The sequence below is a fragment of the Acinetobacter sp. CAU_H_29a_1 genome, assembly GCF_058599505.1.
Genome location: NZ_CM178655.1, coordinates 1,235,512 through 1,257,189, shown reverse-complemented (window position 1 = coordinate 1,257,189; position 21,678 = coordinate 1,235,512). Strand labels below are relative to the sequence as shown.

Below are 21,678 nucleotides of genomic sequence, written 5' to 3'. Positions count from 1 at the left end.
ACGTTGTTTTACCTGAACCGTGTGACGAAATGAAACGTCAGCACATAAAAAATAATTTTCGCAATTTTATCATATCTCTGTAGACAACTAGCGCGGAAATCTTTGGATTTTCACAACATATCTACAAATGTGTTTTGCTGATGATGGAAGACCTTTGTTTCAGATGCATATAGCTCGTTTCCTTTTTATTATTTCTTCTTTCGGTCACGTATGACTGCACAACCTTCACACTAAGAGGCTCTTATTTATTCCGTAACTTAAGTGAAATAAAAAGTAGCCATCACAAAACTAAACAATGTCGCTAATTCAATTATTTCAATACTGGCACCAATGGTATCTCCCGTCACACCACCAATACGCCGTATAAATTTATATCGCAAATACCACAGTACCAGATAAAACGTGGCAATCACCACAACACCAATCCATGCCCAATACAAAGCCACCAAAGGTATCAGCAGTAAAAGTGCCATTGCAATTGGTCGTGCTAAATGTTGGCTCAACTGGCTGCCGAGTCCTTTAGCACGCACATAGTCTGTGCTTAAAAAGAAAAATAGCGGCACGAGACGCCCTAAGACAGGAAATAAAATGAGTGTGCTATAACACTGCTGCTGCAATAACACATACAATGCCGACCACTTTAATATGCATACAATAACAAGACTGAGTACACCTATCGGCCCACAACTCGGATCTTTCATGATCTCAAGTGTGCGTGCTTTATCGCCAAAACCACCGACCCAAGCATCGGCAGTATCGGCTAAACCATCCAGATGCAAACCACCCGTCAACCAAATCCATAACACCAGAACCACACTGCTTAACAGCACAAGTGGAAAAGCATGCAATAACAGGGCGATCCCATACAGAATGCCGCCTATGAGCAAACCCACCACAGGATAAAATAACAGTGCTTGCGCATTTTGCTGAGGCGTTGGCATTGCGCTTAAGCGAACTGGAAACGTCGTTAAAAACTGTAATGCAATCCAAAACGGTGTCATTATACGTCCCCACTTTGAATAAACTGAAGTTGCCCTTGTTCGAATACAAAGCGGTTTAACTGTCCCAACTCTGCGGACATTTTTAAAAGATCGTTATCATGCTGTTTCAGCGCTTGGCATTTTAAGAGTTTAATCACTCCACCATGGGAAATAATCAATGCGCGTGTCCAGCCCCGCGCATACATTTGCTGGGTCAAGGTCTCTACAGACTCTAGAACACGACTTTTAAATGTCAATAAACTTTCTGCCTGAGGCGGGGTGAAGCTTAACGGTGTTTGCCAAAATTGAGCCAATTCATCTGGGTAGAGTTGATAGAGTCGCTCAGTCGACTGAGCCTCCCATTCCCCAAAATCTATTTCTTGCAAATTCTGTTCTATATACAAAGGGAGCTGTTTTTGCTCCGCCCACTGCTCTGCAAACAGACGACAGCGCTGTAATGGTGAGCTATAAATGACATCCCACGCCTGACCAGTCTGCTCAGACTGTGTGATGGTAGATCGCATTTGCGACCATCCTTTCGCAGTCAAAGCATCATCCGTTCTACCCCGTAAGGTATGGCTTAAGCTGGTTTCGCCGTGGCGTAGGAAGTCTAAATACAACATCCTTAAACTTTCTCACCAATCACGGCAGCTTCAGCAAATGTCGCCATTTCATTATGTAAGCGACACGCTAGCTTGATCAACCCCAGTGCGGCCCCTGCTCCACTGCCTTCACCTAAACGCAGATTCAGCTTCAATAAAGGCATCGCTTTAAGTTCTTCTAACAAACGTACATGACCATATTCAGCCGACTGATGCCCAAAAAGCATCCAAGCGCGAACGTCTGGATTTAAGCGTACTGCGAGCAATGCCGAAACGGTACTGATAAACCCATCTACCACCATTGGCAGCCCCAATTGCGCACAGCGAATATACGCAGCTGTCATGGCTGCAATTTCAAGTCCACCCACTGCACATAAGGCTTTAAATGGATCGTTTCCGACATATTGGGCATGGAGTGAAACTGCTTGATCAATCACCTGTTTTTTATGTATCAATTGATCAGTACGGATACCCGTTCCAACACCCGTGAGCTTTTCAGCGGGTTCAGCCAATAAAAAGCAAGCGACAGCTGAGGCTGAACAGGTATTTCCAATGCCCATCTCCCCCGCGACATAGATATCTGCCCCATAAGCGATGGCATCTTCCACACTTTTTTGCCCCAAAGCAAAAGCTGCTTCACATTCAGCTTCAGTCATGGCTTGGGTTTGAGCAAAGTTAGCCGTCCCCGCGCGGATGCAGTGGCGTTCAACCCCGACATATTCATAAGCTTCACCGACTGAACCACAGTCGATGACTTGTAACTTGGCTTGATATTCTTTGGCAATCACACTAATACACGCCCCGCCAGTTGCGAAGTTCTGCAACATTTGACGTGTCACCACTTGTGGGTAGGCAGAAATATTTTCTTCCATCACCCCATGATCACCTGCAAAAATTGTAATCCATGGGCGGTCAATCTTGGGTTTTACAGTGTTTTGCAAACTGGCTAAAGTCACTGCAACCGATTCAAGCTCCGACAACGAGCCTGTCGGTTTGGTCAACTGTGACTGGCGTGCTAGGGCTTGAGCCAATACAGACTCACTCGGACTTTGACATGCTTCTAACCACCAACTCACACTTGTTCTCCTTTTAAAATCATTGGAAATCCTGCTACGCAGAACACCACTTTTGTAGCAATTTGACCTAACTGCTGATGCAATCGTCCTGTTTCATCGACAAAGCGTCGGCTAATTTGTCCTATAGGAACCACACCTAGGCCTGTTTCATTACTCACTAAAATCAGCTCGGACTGTAAATTTCCGACAACATCTAACAACTTTTGGCATTCTTGAACTTGCAAATCTGGGTCAGTATGCATCAGTAAATTACTCATCCATAAAGTCAGACAATCGACCAAAATGGTTTGGTTTGGGCGGTCTAATTTGAGCAACTGCGCTGCAAGATAAATGGGTTCTTCACACAGCCCCCAATCTTCGGGTCGTTGTTGCTGATGGTGTTGAATACGCGCTTGCATCTCCCCATCCAAGGCTTGTGCAGTTGCCACATAAACCACAGGCTGCGCCAACTGTTGTGCAATCTGCTCCGCCAAGCGGCTTTTCCCCGAACGTGCACCACCTAAAATCAGCTGCATTGTGCATTCCCCAACTCAATCTGTGTATGTGAAAACAATGGCCCTTGTAGGACATGGGCCTGATAAAAACCAAACGTGAGCTTTGAGACGTTTAAGCTATAGCTAATATCTTCAATTTCAGCCATCCGTGCCAATACATGATCACTGCACACTGCTTCACGGTATAGACCTAATGTAATATGTGGACAATAACTTAATGCCGCGACTTCCTGCGATGTATGCAGCAATGTTTTTCTAATTTTATCCAACACGCCTGCGGTATCATCCATTTTTAAAAATAAGGCACTTTCAAAACTATTTAATTCACCCATCTGTAACTGAAAAGATTCTAGTTTTAAATTTTTAAGGCGTTCAATCTGCTGAGTCAGTTGCGCTCGACTAAAGTCATCCGACTGTGTCACCTGTTCCACCCAAAAACCAGCAACAAATAAAGTGATATGGAACTGCCGTTGGTTTGGTTGATAAAGTAGATCTGAAAACTGCTCACGAAGCTGTTTTAAATAGTTGATCAAAACGGGATCATCCACTTCAATATACCAAAGTGCATAGCGTTCTCGTCCCAAATGCCATTCAGGATAGTCTCGAGCTTCAGTCGGCACTACAGTGCTATGGGGTTGAAGAAACACTATTTTATTCACAAATGAAGATGAATGATTTAAGCATATTTTTGTCAAATTTATGGTCTGACACACCGAGATAATTTCACATTTAAATGAATTATTTTCAACACACTCAAATTACAGGCATAAAAAAACCCCAAGTTAAACTTGAGGCTTTTTAAATTTTGGAGCGGGAAACGAGACTCGAACTCGCGACCCCAACCTTGGCAAGGTTGTGCTCTACCAACTGAGCTATTCCCGCAATATGGATGTGCATTATAGAGAGTTTCATCAAACTGTCAACACTCTATAATGCAATTGCTGAATTAATCAGCACGACGCCAGATTGTCCCTTGGCGAGTGTCTTCCAAAACCACACCTTGATCTAACAAGGACTGACGAATTTGATCCGCTTTGGCAAATTCTTTGGCTTTTTTCGCATCTTGACGTTGTTGAATCAAATCTTCAATTTGCTCTTCAGACAAAGCCAAAGCCTCTTGCCCAATATCAGACTTCAGGAACTCTTCAACATTGTGCTGAACCAAACCTAGAGTATTGGTTAAATGACGCAAAGTTGCATAGTAAATCGCCGCTTGTTCCGCTTGTTGCTCTTTCACGGCACGGTTCAATTCTTTGTTCACTTCAAACAATACCGCAATGGCTTCAGCGGTATTGAAGTCATCACGCATGGCACTATTGAAACGTTCAAGCAATGTTTCATCTAAGGTATCGACTTGTGTATCGCCATAGGCTTGTTGATAAGCTTTAAATGAATGATAGAAGCGTGACAGCGCTGTTTTTGCTTCTTTTAAAGCAACATCAGAGAAGTTCACAGGGCTACGATAGTGTGATGACACAATGAAGTAGCGAATCACTTCAGGATGGAACTTATCCATCACATCCCGAATGGTAAAGAAATTGCCCAATGACTTCGACATTTTCTCGCCATCAACGTTGATGAAACCGACATGCATCCAGTAGTTAACATACTGCTCGCCGGTTGAAGCCTCAGACTGTGCAATTTCATTTTCATGGTGCGGGAACATCAAGTCTGAACCGCCGCCATGAATGTCAAAATGGTTCCCTAGGCAGCATGTCGACATCGCAGAACATTCAATATGCCAGCCCGGACGACCTTTGCCCCACGGCGAAGCCCATGCAGGTTCATTTTCTTTGGCATGTTTCCAAAGTACAAAGTCAAAGGGATGTTTTTTCTCAACTTCGACATCGACACGTTCAGATGCACCCGCCTGCATATCTTCCAGTTTACGTCCTGAAAGACGACCATATTTAGCGAATTTTTCCACTTGGAAATACACATCACCATTGGCAGATGGATAAGCTGTGCCCTTTTCAACCAGATTACCAATCATGCATTGCATTTGATCAATATAATCCGTTGCACGCGGTGCTTCGTCTGGATGTAGGCAGCCTAGATTTTCAGCATCTTCATTCATCGCTTGAATAAAGCGGTCTGTCAGTTGAGTAATCGACTCGCCATTTTCATTGGCACGTTTAATGATTTTGTCGTCAATGTCGGTAATGTTACGTACATATTTCACGCTCCAACCTTGGCTACGCAGGAAGCGAATAATATAGTCAAATGCAACCATCACGCGCGCATGTCCAATATGACAGTAGTCATAAACCGTCATACCGCAGACATACATATCAATATGTCCCTCAACACGAGGTACGAATTCTACTTTTTTGCGTTGCTCTGAGTTATATAGAACAAATGGTTGCATAGCGATTCAAAAGACTTCAAATATAAGAATGGATCATCTTAACCTAAGCATCATTTTTCATAAAGTTTTCAGAAGATTTTTCTTTCAATTATCTCGCCACTTTTCATTCATACGCAACTATTACTAAATTTCCTTTATTCAGATCTGAAAGGAATTATTGGTAAATATTGGCAGTGCATGATGCATTTGTTAGGGATGAACATGTGCATGCTCGCAATGCTCATGGCTATGAAGTTTTGGCGCTTCATGATCTGTTCGAATACAGCAACCCTCGACATACTGACTGGTACCGTCCATATAAAATTCCTCTTTCCATACAGGAACTTCATGTTTCACCCGCTCTACCGCTTCCTCACAGGCTTGAAAGGCTTCACGGCGGTGCGCAGCGTACGCCATCGCAATAATGGCTGTATCGCCAATATCTAAAGCACCTATGCGATGCACCACCCGAACGTAGGACACGCCATATTTTAATTGGATCTCTTGTTCGATTTGACGAATCATTTTTTCAGCGACAGGTGCATAAGCGGTATATTTTAATGCTTTTACAGCTTTGCCTTGATGATGATTCCGCACCGTACCAATGAATATGCCTATGCCGCCACACTCAGGAAAATGCTGGATGCCATCAAAGTCATTTTGGCTAAAAGTCACTGTTTGAATCCGTGGAAATTGTTTTAATTCCATATCAACCTCCTGCCACAGGGGACAACAACACCAAAGTACAATCTCGACTTAAAATGGTCTGCCTTGGAATAATGTCTTCACCGATTGCACAGGCACAGCGCTCCAATAACGTGTGGACAGCTGGGTATTGAGCAACGAGATCCTTTAAAACCACCGTAACCGATGAATCAGGCTCACATTGCAGCATTAAATTGGGGGATAACTGCCGTTCAATCGCACCAAAAGCTTCGATCTTCACTCTAATCACATTGTTTAATTCCTGAGTCATCCTAACCTCCAATCATATGCATACTGATTTTTCGTACGGGCTGATGCAATTGCTGTTTTTGAATAGCATGAAAGCCTTGCTCTTTATGCCAAACATAAGTTGAAAGTTTCCCCTCTAAAACAAAGGGTTCATACTGATTGATTTGGGCAAGTTGTTGAATGTCTGACTTTAAATTTAAGCCTTGCTTGGCAAAAAGACAATTATAAAACTCACCTTGCGCATTCAACCGCAGTCGATCACACTCCCCACAAAACGAGTTGCTAATGGTGGAGATAATCCCAATGTTCGCACCATCTACCTGATAACTACGTGCTGGATTGGCACCTTGTCCTTCAAGCACTTGCACCGTAAATTGCGAGCTGAGTTGCGACAAAATCTCTTGTTCAGTGACGACATCGGCTTGCGACCAATTTTGATCGCCATCTAAAGGCATAAACTCAATAAAACGCAGTTCTACCTTTTGCTGCTTTGCCCACTGCACCAAAGGGACAATTTGATCGTCATTGATGCCTTTCATCAGCACGGTATTGATTTTGATGTTAAAACCAACCTGTTGTGCGGCATGAATGCCTTCCAGCACTGTATGTAGTTGTTTTTTTGTGAGGTGTTGAAATTGCTCGGCATCTAGACTGTCTAGACTAATATTTAAATCATCTAACCCTACTTGCTTTAAAGCAACGGCATATTGTTTTAAATAATGACCATTGGTGGTCATGGAAATACGCTTCAGCCCCTGCTTTTTTAGGCTTTGTAGTTGTTCGATAAAATGCACCACACCTTGGCGCATCAACGGTTCACCCCCCGTGATACGAATTTGCTCAATGCCATGCTGCACCATCAATTTGCAAAAATGATAGAGTTCTTCAAAACTGAGCAAGTCGTGTTTTTTCATCCATTCGGGATGTTCGGGCATGCAATAGACGCATTTAAAATTACAACGATCCGTCACCGAGATTCGTAGTTTGCGCTTTTCACGTCCAAACTGATCTTGGAATACTTTAACTGCGGATACATGGGTCATGCTGTTCATCTGTCTTGCCTATGCGTCCTTTGAGCGGTGTGGGTGCAGTTCATATTTCACGCCCTATTTTCTGAAATATAATTTGCAATAAGTGTTCCAACTTTGTGCACTTTTTACATTTTGAGTATTTCCAGTTCAATGCCGTAATGCGTGATCACTGCTACATACGTTCAATATATAAATAAGATAATGCCTTCCCCTAAAACCATTTCAAATGATTGTTTTTATAAAAAATTTAATATCAATATGAATACTTATTTGGTTCTTTTATAGATTTTTATTTAAACAGTCAAATCAGCTTATGGCAACATCGTCTACTCTCGACACAAACCTCCTCTCTTCAATATCTGAGGTATTTATAAAAAATTGAGTTGCCGATGCTGTTGTAACTCATCCAACGAGTTAATGCTGTGAAAAAACAGTGCATGATTTTTAAATCGTGCCACTTGTGGGTGCAAATCTGCAAAACACTGCCTTAAGCTGCGCTGATTTTGTTCAAGGTGCTGAATCAATGTCGGTAGACTGCTCCGTTTTAACAAACAAAACGGATACAGTGCACGGTCATTGATTTCTACAATAACGACACCACAGTTCGGATCTTGTTGCATCGCCTGATGTAATCGTGAAAACACTTTTTTCGGAATAAAAGTCACATCACAGGGTACGAACAGTACATAGTCTGATTGCACATGTGCCCATGCACTTTTCATCCCCATCAAGGGTCCTTGAAAGCCTGTTGCCTCATCTTCAAAAAAGCCAATCGACGGAATCAACCGCTCATAAATGGAATGATCCCTATGGCTGTTGACCCATACCTTGGTTGCACGTGACTTTAACTGCTGATGAATTTTGATAAGTTGAATTTCATCATCAAATTTTTGCAAGAGTTTATTGATGCCATTCATACGGCGCGCCTGACCACCCGCCAAAATAACAACTTCAGTTTCTGGGTAACTCACGGGTTTGAATATTTTTCTTTTCATTCTACATCCTCCGTTTGACACGCTTTGATCAGACCTCGAATTTCAGGTAAGCAAGAACCGCAATTGCCTCCTGCCTTTAAGCATGCAGTGACTTGTTTTTCATGGGTGATATTTTTTTCTTTAATGACATCGATAATACGATTTTTCCCAACTTTAAAACAGCTACAGACCAGTGGGCCATCGCTATTAGTCATTGACATCGCTTGCCCTGCCAATAAAGCTTTCCTATGCATAGCACTTAAGCGTTCGCGCTTAAACAGACTTGCCACCCAGTCTCGATCTGGCAATAAGGCTTTAGGCGCAATATACAGACTTGCAATGAGGTGTCCATCTTGTAACACCACACTATGACTGATATGGGCAGTTTGATCTTCTACATTGAGCCATTCAAAACTTTCGTCATCAAAAGGCAATAAAGCTTTGAGCTGTTCCGTCGTTTCCGTAAAACGTCGACGGTCTGCCAGCTCATAACGAATAGCTTTGGACGTTTTGATTTTGGTCCACCAAATGCTTTGTTCAATACTTTGTTGTACCAAATGTTCAAAGCCCGTTCTGACATAAAATACGCCCTGCCATTGCGTATAAAACGGATGAATCATCACAGGGGTATGTTTGAACTCAGGTTCTCCCGAAATCGCATCCACCACAGGATTCACCACTTTACCAATCCGTGCATCTGATGCGAATTGATCACTCCAGTGAATCGGTGCAAAAATCTGTCCACGGCGGATATTGTCACTGACCGTGGCACGCAGTACGCAATTTCCCCAAGCCGATTTGATCTCTACCAGTTCCCCATCTTTCAAACCATATTTCAAGGCATCATTTGGGTGAATTTCACAATAGGGTTCTGCTTTATGTGTACTTAAATTGGCTGATAAACCTGTACGTGTCATGGTATGCCATTGATCGCGGATGCGTCCTGTATTCAGCACCAATGGATACTCACTGCTAATTGGATTCACTGCACCAACTGCTGTTGTTGCAATAAACTTGGCTTTACCATCTGGATGACTAAACTGACCATCTTTAAATAATTGAGCAAAAGTGTTTGGTTTGGTTTTGCCATTTTTCAAAGGTACGAGCACAGGCCATTGCGTCGGTTCAAGCTCTTGGTAGTCATCAAATGAAAGATTCGTCAGACCTGCCAAATTGAAATAGCGGAATGTTTCAGTCGATGAACGTAAAGCAATTTCTGCATTTTGATAAGCTGAGAGCTGGGCATGTTCTTTGAAAATGTCATGACTACTTTCAAAGTCAAAACCCTGAAACCCTAATTTTTTCGCCACTTGTGAAACTGACCACCAATCCGCTTGTGCTTGTTCTGGAATGTCTAAAAAAGCACGCTGTCTGGAAATACGGCGTTCAGAATTGGTCACCGTGCCGTCTTTTTCACCCCAACCCAATGCAGGCAATAACACATCGGCATATTGCGTGGTATCTGTATCTAGACAAATGTCTGACACCACCACAAACTCACATTTCTCTAGTGCACGTTTCACCTGATCGGCATTGGGTAAACTCACCACAGGATTGGTCGCCATAATCCAAATGGCTTTAATTTTACCGCTTTCAACTGCTTCAAAAAGGTCGACAGCCTTTAAACCCACTTGCTTGGCAATCGTTGGACTGTGCCAAAACTGCTGAACCAATTGTTGATGTTGTGGGTTATCCAAGTCCATATGCGCAGCCAGCATATTGGCAAGTCCACCCACTTCACGTCCGCCCATTGCATTCGGCTGGCCCGTCATGGAAAAAGGTGCAGCACCCAATTTTCCAATTTTGCCAGTCAGCAAATGACAATTGGTAATACTATTGGCTTTGTCTACCCCACGTGAAGACTGATTCACCCCCATTGAAAATAAGCTCATCACTTTTTCTGTTTGAGCAAATTTTTCAAAAAAGAGTGCTAATTTTTCAACAGAAATCCCCGTCCGTTCGCTTACACTCGCTATTGATGCTTCAGAAGCACTGCTTGCCAGCGCTTGTTCTAAGCCTTGAGTATGCTTTGCAATAAAATCGGTATCGGTATAATGATTGGTTGCTAAATACTGTAATAAACCATTGAACAGCGCGACATCTTGACCCGGTAAAATCGGTAAGTGTAAATCAGCCGCCTCACAGGTGGCAGTAAAACGCGGGTCAATCACGACGACAAAAATATCTCGCTCCTCTTTGGCTTTCATGATGCGTTGATACAGCACAGGATGACACCAAGCTGTATTTGAACCGACTAAAACCACCATATCAGTGTGTTCAAAATCACTATAACTGGCTGGAACTAAGTCTTCCCCAAAAGCACGTTTATGCGCAGCAACGGCTGAAGACATACACAACCGTGAATTGGTGTCGATATTGGCCGTACCCAAGTAGCCTTTAACAAATTTATTGACCACATAATAGTCTTCAGTCAGCAGTTGACCTGAGACATAAAAAGCAATACTTTCAGGCCCATATTGATCGATATAATGTTGAAATTTGTTGGTGATTAAATCTGTTGCGGTATCCCATGAACTTACCTCACGTTGCGGTTTACGCCCTAACATGGGATGTAAGACGCGCGTTTCTAAACCTACCGTGTCGGCTAAATTACTGCCTTTAATGCACAATTTTCCAAAATTAGATGGATGCTGAGCATCACCCACCACAGAGACTTTTTGCCCTAAAGCCGTTTCTTCAACAGTTGCTATTACCCCACACCCCACCCCACAATATGGGCAGGTGGTTTGTGTAGTTGTCATCATTTTTTCTGTGGAGCTATGCAGTTCCATTACAGGGATACTATTCATTTCTGCTTCGCTCCTTTATCTATGGCAAATACTTAAAATCACCCCTCCTTTTTAGAAGGGGTTAGTGGAAGGTTTTACCCTGCTTTTTTTAATGCAAAATCTTTACCAAATAACAATTTATTTCGAATTGAAGAAATTGGGGTTTGATCGGAAATAAGTTCTGCATACCAAACACCATCTTCAGTATCACCAAACAATACCGCACCGACAACCTTATCCTTTTGAATAATAATGCGTTTATAAATCTGACGTTTTTCATCATTTAAAATGATGTCTTCAAAGTCATCCTTCGGTTCAAAATTACCCGCTGAGAACACATCACAGCCACTTACCTTTAACTGTGTTGGAACAGTTGGTGCTTTGAACGTTAAGCTGCCATGCTCCGCCAAATGTGAGGCACAAATGAACGCCTGCCCCCAAAGTGGCTCAACCAAACCAAAAGTCTGGCTACGATGCTCAATACACTCTCCCACGGCGTAAATACTTGGGTCAAAAGTCTGCATGGTGTCATTCACCAACACACCACGGTTACAGCGCAGTCCTGCACTTTGTGCAAGTGCCATGTTCGGACGAATACCGACTGCAAAAACCACAAGATCCGCCTCTAGGACTGTACCGTCTTTCAAGCGAATTTGAGTAACATGACCATCCACACCCACCAATGCTTCAGTATTGGCCTCAGTGATAATGGAGATACCCTTTTGTTCAATACTGTGTCGTAGCATTTGGCTGGCTTTACTATCTAGTTGGCGCTCCATAATGCGATCCATCAGATGTAAAACCGTGACATTCATCCCGCGTTGTTTGAGGCCATATGCAGCTTCAAGTCCCAACAAACCACCGCCGATTACCACGGCGTTTTTCTTGGTCTTGCAGTAATCCAACATGGTGTTGATGTCGTAGATATCTCGGAAACTAATGATACCTTTCAAATCCGCTCCAGCAATTGGAGGAATGAACGGTTTCGAACCTGTCGCCAGGATCAAACGATCATAATCGACCACTTCGCCTTTTTCGGTATAGACCTGCTTACGAGGACGGTCTATACGTACCGCAGGATCACCCGCAATGAAACGAATCCCTTTGTCGCTATACCATGCATGTGGATGCAACATAATGTCGTCAATGGTTTTATCTCCTGACAATACTGGCGATAACATAATACGGTTGTAGTTTCCCCAAGGCTCTTCACCAATCACCGTCACTTCATAACGGTCTGGTGCCATGTCGAGTAAATCTTCCAAACAACGCATGCCCGCTAAGCCATTGCCAACCAGCACCAGCTTCATTTTTTCCTGAGATGCACCTGTGTTGGTGATATAGGTTTTTTGTGGTGTCGGACTAATCCACACTCGGCCATTTTCAATTTTACTTGGAAAAACTAACAGTTTTTGGTCTTTATCTTCCAAACAGCGTCCTGTGGCTAAACTAAAATGCTGTTTATAAATCGGGGATGCCACCACACGCTCACCTTGCAAATCACCAATAATGCCGCGCGACATTACAAAAGCTTGGCTAAATGGATCCTGATTGCTCAAGGCATATACCCGCTTTTCAGCACCGACACGAAAAATAGCAATTTGCTGATGTTCAATAAGTGCACCTACGCCTGTATTTGGCGTTAGATCATCTAGTGCACAGACATCAACCCAATCTAGCTCATTCATTTCTTTTAAAATTGTCATCATCTTGATCCTTTTTAAACTTTTTCATTCATTTATTCCCTCTATCTTTGCTTTTGAGAGAGTGCTGAAGAAAGAAGTTTGAATACCCTAATTTGTTAAGCTTCAACCACTGGAATACGGCTACGATCTCGTTCAACCGCAGTTTTAGGCCGAATCTGTCCACGAACTTCTGCAAACTGAATATGCGGATCTTGTTGCTGCTCAGCTTTGGCATTGATAAAGGTCATGAAGCGTTTACGTACTTCTGGGTCTTCAACAGCCGTACGCCACTCATCTTGATAAGTCCCCACCACATGGCTCATACGGCGTTCTAGTTCAGCAGCTAGACCTAAAGAATCATGCACAACCACATCTTTGAGATAATCTAAACCACCTTCCATGTTGTCGCGCCATACCGAAGTTCGTTGTAAACGGTCTGCGGTTTGCACATAGAACATAAAGAGTCGGTCGATGTATTTAATTAAAGTTTGGGTATCGAGGTCTGAAGCCAATAATTCTGCATGACGTGGTTTCATCCCACCATTACCGCAGACATATAAATTCCAACCCTTTTCAGTGGCAATCACACCGACATCTTTACTTTGCGCTTCGGCACACTCACGGGTACAGCCTGAAACAGCCATTTTTAATTTGTGCGGTGAGCGCAATCCTTTGTAGCGGTTCTCTAGGAAAATGGCTAAACCCACCGAGTCATCCACACCGTAACGACACCATGTACTGCCGACACAAGACTTCACTGTACGCAACGATTTCCCATAAGCATGGCCTGACTCAAAGCCCGCAGCGATGAGCTTTTCCCAAATTTCAGGAAGTTGGTGAATTTGCGCGCCAAACATATCGACACGTTGTCCACCAGTGAGTTTGGTATATAAGCCATATTCTTTAGCAATTTGCCCCACAGCAATTAAGCCATCAGGCGTCACTTCACCACCTGCCATCCGTGGAACTACAGAATAAGAACCATCTTTTTGAATGTTGCCAAGATAGTAGTCATTACTGTCTTGTAGACCTGCATGGCTTGGTTTTAAAACAAAGTCATTCCAACACGACGCTAAAATATTCGCTGCAGTTGGCTTACAAATATCACAGCCTAAACCATGGCCATGTTGTTGAATCAGGTCATCAAACGTTTTGATTTCATTGACTCGTACCAAGTGATACAGCTCTTGACGTGAGTAAGCAAAGTGCTCACAAATATGGTTATTCACTGTCACGCCTTGGCGTTGTAATTCAGACTTCAGTACTTGAGTGACCAGTGGCGCACATCCACCACATGCTGTAGCTGCTTTGGTACATTTTTTTAGTGCACCTAGAGATGTTGAACCCTCAGCAATTGCACTGCAAATATCAGCTTTAGAGACATTATTACATGAGCAAATGGTTGCACTGTCTGGCAGTAAATCAACTCCACTACCGCCCGATTTACTTGAAGCTTGTGCATAACCCGGCATGATTAAGCTTTCAGGATTTTCTGGAAGCGCTAATCCATTCAGCATCATTTGTAGTAAGTCGTTGTACTCTTTTGCACAGCCCACTAAAACTGCGCCAAGTAACTTGGTCTTTTCGCCGTTCACCACGATTTTTTTATAAACTTGCGTATCTTCGTCGGCATAGAAATAACTGAGTGCATTCGGTGTCATCGCATGTGCATCACCGACCGAAGCAACATCAACGCCCATCAGTTTCAACTTGGTGCTCATGTCTGCACCCGCAAATTCAGCACAAGTTTGTTCAGTGACATGTTTTGCTGCAATACGTGCCATGTCATAGCCCGGTGCCACCAGACCATAAATTTTGTTTTGCCACAGTGCACATTCGCCAATAGCATAAATATCTGGATTTGACGTTTGGCAATAATCATTAATCATGATCCCGCCACGCTCCCCTAGAGCTAAACCGCTTTGACGTGCCAACTCATCACGTGGGCGAATACCCGCTGAGAACAAAATGATGTCTGTTTCAAGCTCAGAACCATCACCAAATTTCATCACATGCTTCGTCGTAGCACCTTCCTCAATTGATGAAGTCGCTTTTTGGGTATGAACTTTTACGCCTAAGTTTTCAATTTTTGCACGTAGAACCTTTCCGCCCAAGTCATCAATTTGAACCGCCATGAGACGTGGTGCAAACTCAACCACATGGGTTTCCAAGTTCAAATCACGTAACGCCTTAGCAGCTTCTAGGCCCAGTAAACCGCCACCAATCACCACACCCGATTTCGCATTAAGACTTGCAGCACGAATCGCATCTAAGTCGTCAATGGTTCGGTAGACAAAGCAGTTTTCACGGTCATTGCCCGAAATAGGCGGAACAAAAGCGTATGAACCTGTTGCCAAGATTAATTTGTCAAAACTAAGAACATCACCATGATTCGTCGTCACCGTTTTATGACTTTGATCAATTGCAACCGCTTTGGTGTTTAAACGTAAATCTATGCCATAAGCATCAGCAAAATCTGCACGACAAAGGGTTAAATCCTTTACTGATTTACCACTGAAATATTCAGTCAAATGTACGCGGTCATAAGCCAAGCGCGGTTCTTCGGCCAAGATGGTAATTTCAACATCATCACCCACATGTTCGAGTACTGATTCGATAAATTTGTGGCCAACCATGCCATGACCAATCATGATGATTTTCATATTCTTTCTCCGCAATATTTCATTTGTTCTGCCTGAGCCTTGAGGCTTGGGTTTAATCTCTTTATTTAGTTTTGCGCTTCAGCAATGCTACGATCATGTACTGCTTGTTCGAATAAGCGCTGTTCCTTTTCTTTATGCTCAACAGAGAACCGAATCATCAGGACAAAACTTGCAGCGATGACCACCAAGCCACCTAAAATCATCAGTGTGGTTTGAATATCCAACATACCTTTGAGTAGGAAACCTGCTGCCACTGCACCAACGTTACCCCCTGCACCAATGATGCCTGCCACACCGCCTAAGGCATCACGATCAATAAAAGGTACCAAAGCATAAGTTGCACCACATGCCATGTGCGTGAACAATGCGAAAACTGTCATTGCGAGAATCGCAAAGATAGGGGTGTTCATTTGAGAGAATAGGACGAGGAAGAGACCTTCCAGCAAAATCATGCCAAATAACACTTTGGTACGACCATCAAGCCCTTTTTTGGTTGCAACTTTGTCTGACACAATGCCGCCCAGAGCACGAGCAAACAGTGCCAGTAAACCGAAAATACCAGCCGCCATCCCTGCTTCTTTTAAACCAAAGCTAAAATGGTCGACGTAGTACATCGCGACAATGTTGTGAATAAAGATTTCGATCCCGAAACACGCGGCATAGGCACCAAATAAAATCCAAACACGGTAGTTTTTCGCAGCATGCATCAGAATCGCTACACCACCTTTTTTATCTGAACCAACACTGACACCCTCTGCACGAAGTTCTTTGAAGTTGCCTTGTGGGCAGTCTTGGGTAAATTTCCAATACATCAAACCCACGATCAGCATCAAGATACCCGGAACAATCAGTGCAATTCTCCAGCCCATCGCTTGCTCTACACCAAATATCACTAAGGCACCGAGCATCAATGGCATAAGTACTTGTGTTGCACCACCGCCTGCGTTGCCCCAGCCTGCTGTCGCTGCGTTTGCAGTCCCGACTACGTTTGGCGCAAACATAATGCTGGTGTGATACTGAGTGATGACAAAGCTTGCCCCAATCGCACCAATCAATAGACGGAAGAACAAGAAGGATTCATAGCTATTTGCAGATGCGACTCCAAAGACTGGAATGCTGCCGAGTATAAGAAGTGCGGTATAGGTTTTACGCGGGCCGTATTTATCACACAATGGCCCCACAATAAGGCGAACTAAAATTGTGATGGCTACAGCAGCAATATTAATATTTGCTATTTGATCTTTGGTTAAATGAAATTCACCCGCAATCACTGGCATCAGCGGTGCACAAGCGAACCAAGCAAAGAAGCAGACAAAAAAGGCGAGCCAACTCATGTGGAAGGCTCTCATTGCTGCGCCGTTAAAACTGAAAAGACTTATTTTTGTTGCTTTTTTAGCATGTAAATTTGAAGACATAACCTTCTCCAGACTGAACTGAGCGTATAGTTTTTCTACAGCACAAACACTTGGGATGTAGAAGCGATCAGAACGGACGTCGTTGGCCGTCTTACAAATTTGATTTAGAGTCGTCTTTGACTCAGCATAGGTAATGCAACGAGTGTGCCAATATTTATTAATTAATCTTATGGTATTGTTTTTTATTATTTTATTTAAAATAAAATCTTATCTTACGGTATAAGCAGCGTTTTTTATTTTTAAAACACAATAGCTACTTTTTCCGACTCTTTAAAACCCTGCTATCTCTTGGTGCATTTTGCATTATCGATGAGCATCTGTTTTCTCAAATAAACGACATTACTTTGTTCTAAGCACGACATCTAGAAATTCTCCCTTAGATGTACAAATCGACTGTGAACATCAACACTTCAATTTACTGAATCCATATCCGTAAACTCTTTCATGAAAACTCCGATCACAACATATGCAACATGCATACTTTGTCTGTAATCGCGACCATAAAGATTGACTGCCTGATTCGAGATAAAGCTGGCATTTGTTAAGTTTGGCATTTAAATTGCTTGTATACTTTTAGATCTCATTTTCAGGTTTTCCTGAGCACTGTACAGTATGCCTAAACTGAAAATTGCATTGATTGATGACAATCAAGAACGCGCACAATATATTCGAAATTCCCTCATCGAACATGATTTCGATGTAGTTGCTTGCCTGATTATCGATCACATCAATATTAGCCGCCTTGAACAATTAAGTGCGGATGTCATTTTGTTAGATATGGACCATCCGCAACGTGACATCATTGAAAGCTGTGTAAGCCAATTTAATCTGCCCACTGTTTTATTTACTAAAAATAGCCATAAAGACACCATTAAAAGTGCCATAGATGCTGGAGTGACGGCTTATATAGTGGATGGGATCGATCCTTCAAAGTTAGAAAATATTTTAGAAATCTCGATCGAACAGTTTCGTAAACACAAAAAGTTGCTCACAGACTTACAAGACACCAAAAATAAACTCGCCGATCGTAAAGATGTGGAGCGTGCGAAAGTCTTGCTGATGCAATTACATGGACTATCTGAAGATGATGCCTTTCAATTGCTGCGTAAAAATGCCATGAGCCACCGTATGACCATCGGTGAAATGGCAAGACGTCTGTTGGATGCTCAACAGCTTTTACAATCTCAACTCAAGGACTAAGTCATGGCTCAACTCGAAAAGTCACAACTTCATCTGGGCTATATTCCACTTTTAGACTGTGTTGCTTTACTGTGGGCTAAACAACGCGGTTTTTTTGAGGAAGTAGGCTTAGACGTAAGCTTAGTGAAAGAAGCGTCTTGGGCAAGCTTAAGAGATCGTTTGGCTTTTGGTTTTCTAGACGCCGCGCATTGTTTATCTGCCATGTTGCCTGCTGCTGCACTCGCTCAAGATCAACTCGGTATTCCGCTACAAACCCCTCTCGTCTTAAGCTACAACAGTGCTTTTATCAGCTTAAGCCAAAAACTATGCTACGCGCTTGATATCAAAAAAACTGACGATGCAGCCACCACTGCACAGAAATTCTTTAGTGCCATGCAGCATGAACAGTATCTTCCGATTGCCCATGTGTTTAAGCAGTCTATTCATCATTATTGTTTACGTGAGTGGTTGGCGTTGGCCAATCCTGAATTTGCCAAACGCGTACATCTCCGCACTTTACCGCCGCCCTATATGGTGGAAGCCATTTCAAACCAATTGATCGATGGTTTTTGTGTTGGGGAACCTTGGAACACACAAGCGGAAATTCAAGGCTATAGCCAAATCATTGCGACTGGCTCAGAAATTATTCCTCGCGTCGCAGACAAAGTACTGGCTGTGACTCAAGAATGGGCTATTTCCAATCCCAATACGCTTGCAGCTCTCGTCCAAGCCATCCAAAAAGCACAAGTTGAACTTAAACAAATGCAGGATCTTGAACCTGTTTGGCAAGTCTTGGTCGATTACAACATCATTCGCTTTGCGTGTTCAGCAAGTGTTCACGTCGAAAAATATCACCTGATTCAGAACATTATTCGTGGTTTTATTCCCGAACAAGCCCAGCCGCAAGTTTCGGATTTTGTTTGGCTCACACAGCAAATGCAAAAATGGGATGATGTAAATTTAGATAGTGATGAAATTCACAGCATTAGTGAAAATTGCGTCATTCAAACAAAAACTTGATTTTTGAATTATTACTATATGTTACTTAATCCGTAATTACGCACTATATTGAAACATTTATTCTGAAAAATATTTTGAAGTAAATCTGTGATCTAACTTTACTACCACTTTATTGGGCATTTTTCTTGAGCTTCCATTTATCTGAGCGTGCTATTTACTCATGCGAAAAGCAGGTTAAGATCTTTTAAAACATGAAAACAATAGATAAATAATCTTCATCACCACTTCTTTTTTAAACGTCAAACTAACCCAAGGACAGCGGGGTGTATTATGTTTACCGAGGAAAATCGACATGTTTCTTTATTACATGCGATTAACAAAATACTGATTAAAGACTGGGATCCGCTGCGGATCTATCGTAATCCTGCACTACAAGATGAATATGAGGAATACTTACCCAGTTTATTTCGGTTCATTTGTGAACAAGCCAGTGAAACTGAAATTTTTGAATATTTATGGTGGGTGGAAAATAAGGTTATGGAAGTTAAAGGGAATAAGACCCATACTTTAAAAATTGCACATTTGTTGAAAGATTTACAGGAAGACTAAGCCGAGTTTACGCCTGTAAATGCTCAATCAAATCGGTCACCATGTTGCTGTTGACGCAATACTCTTAAGTCTGCAAGCCCAGTATAAATTTCTGCTGCAATCAGGTCTCGGAACTGCTGTAACTGTTCTAGGTTTTCAATATGCATCAAACTTTGTCTAGGCATAAACTTAAAATAAAAAGGCAAGCGTTTCGGAATCAAATGTTTCGGTAAAGATGGAATCACCTCCCCTTTACGTAGCAAGCGACTTAACTGCGGCACTTGTAGCAACTTTTGAAAATATTGGTGCTGAACCACTTTATTAGCATCAAAACCAATATCAAAGACTTCATCTCCGCCTAAAGCGGCAAACGGCACAATGTCATAGCCAAATTCTTGAGCAAGTTTTAAAAAGCCGTAGCGCTGTTTCCAAATCAGGTGGTACTGTTCGCCCTCACGTTTTAGAACTTCGCGTCCGCCACCAGGAAAAACCAAAATGGAATAGCCTTGTTGCATGGCTTCACGCACATAGGCTGGAACACCATCAACCGCACCAAATTTTTTCACCACACTGCGCCACAGTGGCAAATAAAAATGGCTATGATCAGCAATACTGACCACAGCCACTTGATGCTCATTGTAGAGATAATCAATCAACATAGGTGAATCAAGCACACCATACATAGAATGATTTCCTACATACATTGCAGGTTGTGATGCATCTAACTGTTCAGCACCGATAAATGTCGGTGTGAAATAAACTTTGGATAAAGCACTCAGGCGTTTAATCCATTTTGCATCATGCTCAACCTGCAACATACGGGCTTATGCGACGTGTTTTTTCACAAGCACAGCACCAACAGAGTAACCTGCGCCAAATGAACACAAGACACCGTATTCACCGTCATTGACTTGATCTGCTGTGCGATGCAACGCAATGATGACACCTGCTGAAGAAGTATTTGCAAATTCATCCAAAATGATTGGCACTAAATCAGGCTGAGCATTTTCTTTGCCTACGACTAATTTCAAAATCAGCTCATTCATGCTGGCATTGGCTTGGTGTAACCAAAAACGCTTCACATCAGTCGGTGCAATGTTATTTTTCTCAAGTTGCGCTGTAATCATTTTGGCAACCAGTGGACAAACTTCTTTGAACACTTTACGACCGTCTTGAGCAAAACGATTATTTTCAATGTCTGCATCGACTTCACTTAAGTTTAGGAAACCAAAGTTATTGCGGATGTTATTTGAAAACTGTGTGAATAAGTTAATGTCTTCAATTTCAAAACCAGTTTTGCTGTCGGTTTCTTCAATGATTGAAGCCGTTGCGACATCACCAAAGATAAAGTGGCAATCACGTGAACGGTAGTCGGTATGACCAGAGGTGATTTCTACATTCACCAATAATACACGGCGTCCGCCCGCTTTAATCGCATCATACGCTTGTTTAATGCCAAAGGTTGCGGCCGAACATGCTACGTTCATGTCGTAGGCATAGCCTTGAATACCCAATGCTGTTTGGATTTCAATTGCAACAGCAGGATAAGCACGCTGTAAATTAGAGCACGATAAAATTACCACATCGATATCTTCTGCAGTTACGCCTGCATTTTCCATCGCTTGTTTTGCAGCGATCACGCCCCATTCGGCTTGAATCGAGAGTTCATCATTTGAACGCTCATGTAACAATGGACGTAAACGCTTCGGATCTAAGATCCCTGTTTTCTCAACCACATAACGACGTTTTACACCAGATGCTTTTTCAATAAACTCTGCACTTGACCCACGACGGGCTTCCAACTCGCCCGAAGCAATTTTGTCAGCATTGTCTAAGTTATACTGTTCCACATAAGCATTTAAACTTTCAACTAACTCTTCATTGGTAATGATGTCTTCAGGATGATAAAGACCCGTACCTGTAATGCGGATGCCCATGTAA

The 21,678-nt window shown here is 42.6% G+C and carries 19 protein-coding genes and 1 tRNA gene; 3 read left to right on the top strand and 17 right to left on the bottom strand.

Features of this window, described 5'->3' with window-relative positions; translation table 11 throughout:
* Nucleotides 1-257 precede the first annotated feature (257 nt).
* From AC4MDD_RS06280 to AC4MDD_RS06210, 15 genes are all read right to left on the bottom strand, one after another.
* Nucleotides 258-1,001: an adenosylcobinamide-GDP ribazoletransferase gene (locus AC4MDD_RS06280; protein WP_419380807.1), complete on the bottom strand. Its 744-nt coding sequence runs from the start codon at nucleotides 999-1,001 to the stop codon at nucleotides 258-260.
* Nucleotides 1,001-1,603 (bottom strand): histidine phosphatase family protein, encoded by a 603-nt coding sequence (locus AC4MDD_RS06275; protein ID WP_419380806.1) that lies wholly within the window; start codon nucleotides 1,601-1,603, stop codon nucleotides 1,001-1,003. Before AC4MDD_RS06275 ends, AC4MDD_RS06280 begins: the two co-directional genes overlap by 1 nt.
* A 2-nt stretch (nucleotides 1,604-1,605) precedes the next feature.
* Nucleotides 1,606-2,658, bottom strand: coding sequence for a nicotinate-nucleotide--dimethylbenzimidazole phosphoribosyltransferase (cobT, locus tag AC4MDD_RS06270; RefSeq protein ID WP_490747562.1), 1,053 nt, complete (start codon nucleotides 2,656-2,658; stop codon nucleotides 1,606-1,608).
* Nucleotides 2,655-3,173 carry a bifunctional adenosylcobinamide kinase/adenosylcobinamide-phosphate guanylyltransferase gene (cobU, locus tag AC4MDD_RS06265; protein WP_419380804.1) on the bottom strand — a complete coding sequence of 173 codons (519 nt, stop codon included), beginning with the start codon at nucleotides 3,171-3,173 and terminating at the stop codon, nucleotides 2,655-2,657. Before cobU ends, cobT begins: the two co-directional genes overlap by 4 nt.
* Nucleotides 3,164-3,811 (bottom strand): 2'-5' RNA ligase family protein, encoded by a 648-nt coding sequence (locus tag AC4MDD_RS06260; RefSeq protein WP_279690343.1) that lies wholly within the window; start codon nucleotides 3,809-3,811, stop codon nucleotides 3,164-3,166. The genes cobU and AC4MDD_RS06260 overlap by 10 nt, the downstream gene beginning before the upstream one ends.
* 147 nt (nucleotides 3,812-3,958) lie before the next feature.
* Nucleotides 3,959-4,034, bottom strand: a tRNA-Gly gene (locus AC4MDD_RS06255).
* 64 nt (nucleotides 4,035-4,098) lie between these two features.
* Nucleotides 4,099-5,520: a cysteine--tRNA ligase gene (cysS, locus tag AC4MDD_RS06250; RefSeq protein WP_419271601.1), complete on the bottom strand. Its 1,422-nt coding sequence runs from the start codon at nucleotides 5,518-5,520 to the stop codon at nucleotides 4,099-4,101.
* 189 nt (nucleotides 5,521-5,709) lie between these two features.
* A complete protein-coding gene (locus AC4MDD_RS06245; protein ID WP_419380803.1) occupies nucleotides 5,710-6,207 on the bottom strand; it encodes a molybdenum cofactor biosynthesis protein MoaE in 498 nt (165 codons plus the stop codon).
* 1 nt (nucleotide 6,208) lies between these two features.
* Nucleotides 6,209-6,475 (bottom strand): MoaD/ThiS family protein, encoded by a 267-nt coding sequence (locus AC4MDD_RS06240; RefSeq protein WP_078425903.1) that lies wholly within the window; start codon nucleotides 6,473-6,475, stop codon nucleotides 6,209-6,211.
* A gap of 1 nt (nucleotide 6,476) precedes the next feature.
* Nucleotides 6,477-7,505: a GTP 3',8-cyclase MoaA gene (gene moaA / locus AC4MDD_RS06235; protein ID WP_419380802.1), complete on the bottom strand. Its 1,029-nt coding sequence runs from the start codon at nucleotides 7,503-7,505 to the stop codon at nucleotides 6,477-6,479.
* Nucleotides 7,506-7,852: 347 nt separating this feature from the next.
* On the bottom strand, nucleotides 7,853-8,479 hold the full coding sequence (gene mobA, locus AC4MDD_RS06230) for a molybdenum cofactor guanylyltransferase (RefSeq protein ID WP_125273474.1): 627 nt from the start codon (nucleotides 8,477-8,479) through the stop codon (nucleotides 7,853-7,855).
* Entirely contained in the window at nucleotides 8,476-11,268 is a 2,793-nt protein-coding gene (locus tag AC4MDD_RS06225) for a nitrate reductase (protein WP_078389225.1), read from the bottom strand. The genes mobA and AC4MDD_RS06225 overlap by 4 nt, the downstream gene beginning before the upstream one ends.
* 74 nt (nucleotides 11,269-11,342) lie before the next feature.
* Entirely contained in the window at nucleotides 11,343-12,953 is a 1,611-nt protein-coding gene (gene nirD, locus AC4MDD_RS06220) for a nitrite reductase small subunit NirD (protein ID WP_325087469.1), read from the bottom strand.
* A gap of 95 nt (nucleotides 12,954-13,048) precedes the next feature.
* The gene (gene nirB / locus AC4MDD_RS06215; RefSeq protein ID WP_419380801.1) at nucleotides 13,049-15,595 is read right to left on the bottom strand and encodes a nitrite reductase large subunit NirB; all 2,547 of its coding nucleotides are present in this window, start codon (nucleotides 15,593-15,595) and stop codon (nucleotides 13,049-13,051) included.
* Between the two features lie 65 nt (nucleotides 15,596-15,660).
* Nucleotides 15,661-17,010 (bottom strand): MFS transporter, encoded by a 1,350-nt coding sequence (locus tag AC4MDD_RS06210; protein ID WP_078389228.1) that lies wholly within the window; start codon nucleotides 17,008-17,010, stop codon nucleotides 15,661-15,663.
* A gap of 612 nt (nucleotides 17,011-17,622) precedes the next feature.
* Between AC4MDD_RS06210 and AC4MDD_RS06205 the strand changes: the two genes are divergently transcribed.
* The 3 genes from AC4MDD_RS06205 to AC4MDD_RS06195 all read left to right on the top strand — a co-directional run bounded on the left by AC4MDD_RS06205 (nucleotide 17,623) and on the right by AC4MDD_RS06195 (nucleotide 19,758).
* Nucleotides 17,623-18,210 (top strand): ANTAR domain-containing response regulator, encoded by a 588-nt coding sequence (locus AC4MDD_RS06205; RefSeq protein ID WP_004982170.1) that lies wholly within the window; start codon nucleotides 17,623-17,625, stop codon nucleotides 18,208-18,210.
* Between the two features lie 3 nt (nucleotides 18,211-18,213).
* A complete protein-coding gene (locus AC4MDD_RS06200) occupies nucleotides 18,214-19,209 on the top strand; it encodes an ABC transporter substrate-binding protein (protein ID WP_419380799.1) in 996 nt (331 codons plus the stop codon).
* A gap of 270 nt (nucleotides 19,210-19,479) precedes the next feature.
* Nucleotides 19,480-19,758 carry a hypothetical protein gene (locus AC4MDD_RS06195; protein ID WP_004696307.1) on the top strand — a complete coding sequence of 93 codons (279 nt, stop codon included), beginning with the start codon at nucleotides 19,480-19,482 and terminating at the stop codon, nucleotides 19,756-19,758.
* A gap of 23 nt (nucleotides 19,759-19,781) precedes the next feature.
* On the opposite strand, the gene AC4MDD_RS06190 is transcribed toward AC4MDD_RS06195, so the two are convergent.
* Both AC4MDD_RS06190 and AC4MDD_RS06185 read right to left on the bottom strand, forming a co-directional pair.
* Nucleotides 19,782-20,555: a 1-acyl-sn-glycerol-3-phosphate acyltransferase gene (locus tag AC4MDD_RS06190; protein ID WP_078389230.1), complete on the bottom strand. Its 774-nt coding sequence runs from the start codon at nucleotides 20,553-20,555 to the stop codon at nucleotides 19,782-19,784.
* Nucleotides 20,556-20,561: 6 nt separating this feature from the next.
* Nucleotides 20,562-21,674, bottom strand: coding sequence for a beta-ketoacyl-ACP synthase III (locus AC4MDD_RS06185; protein WP_004696303.1), 1,113 nt, complete (start codon nucleotides 21,672-21,674; stop codon nucleotides 20,562-20,564).
* Between the last annotated feature and the right edge of the window lie 4 nt (nucleotides 21,675-21,678).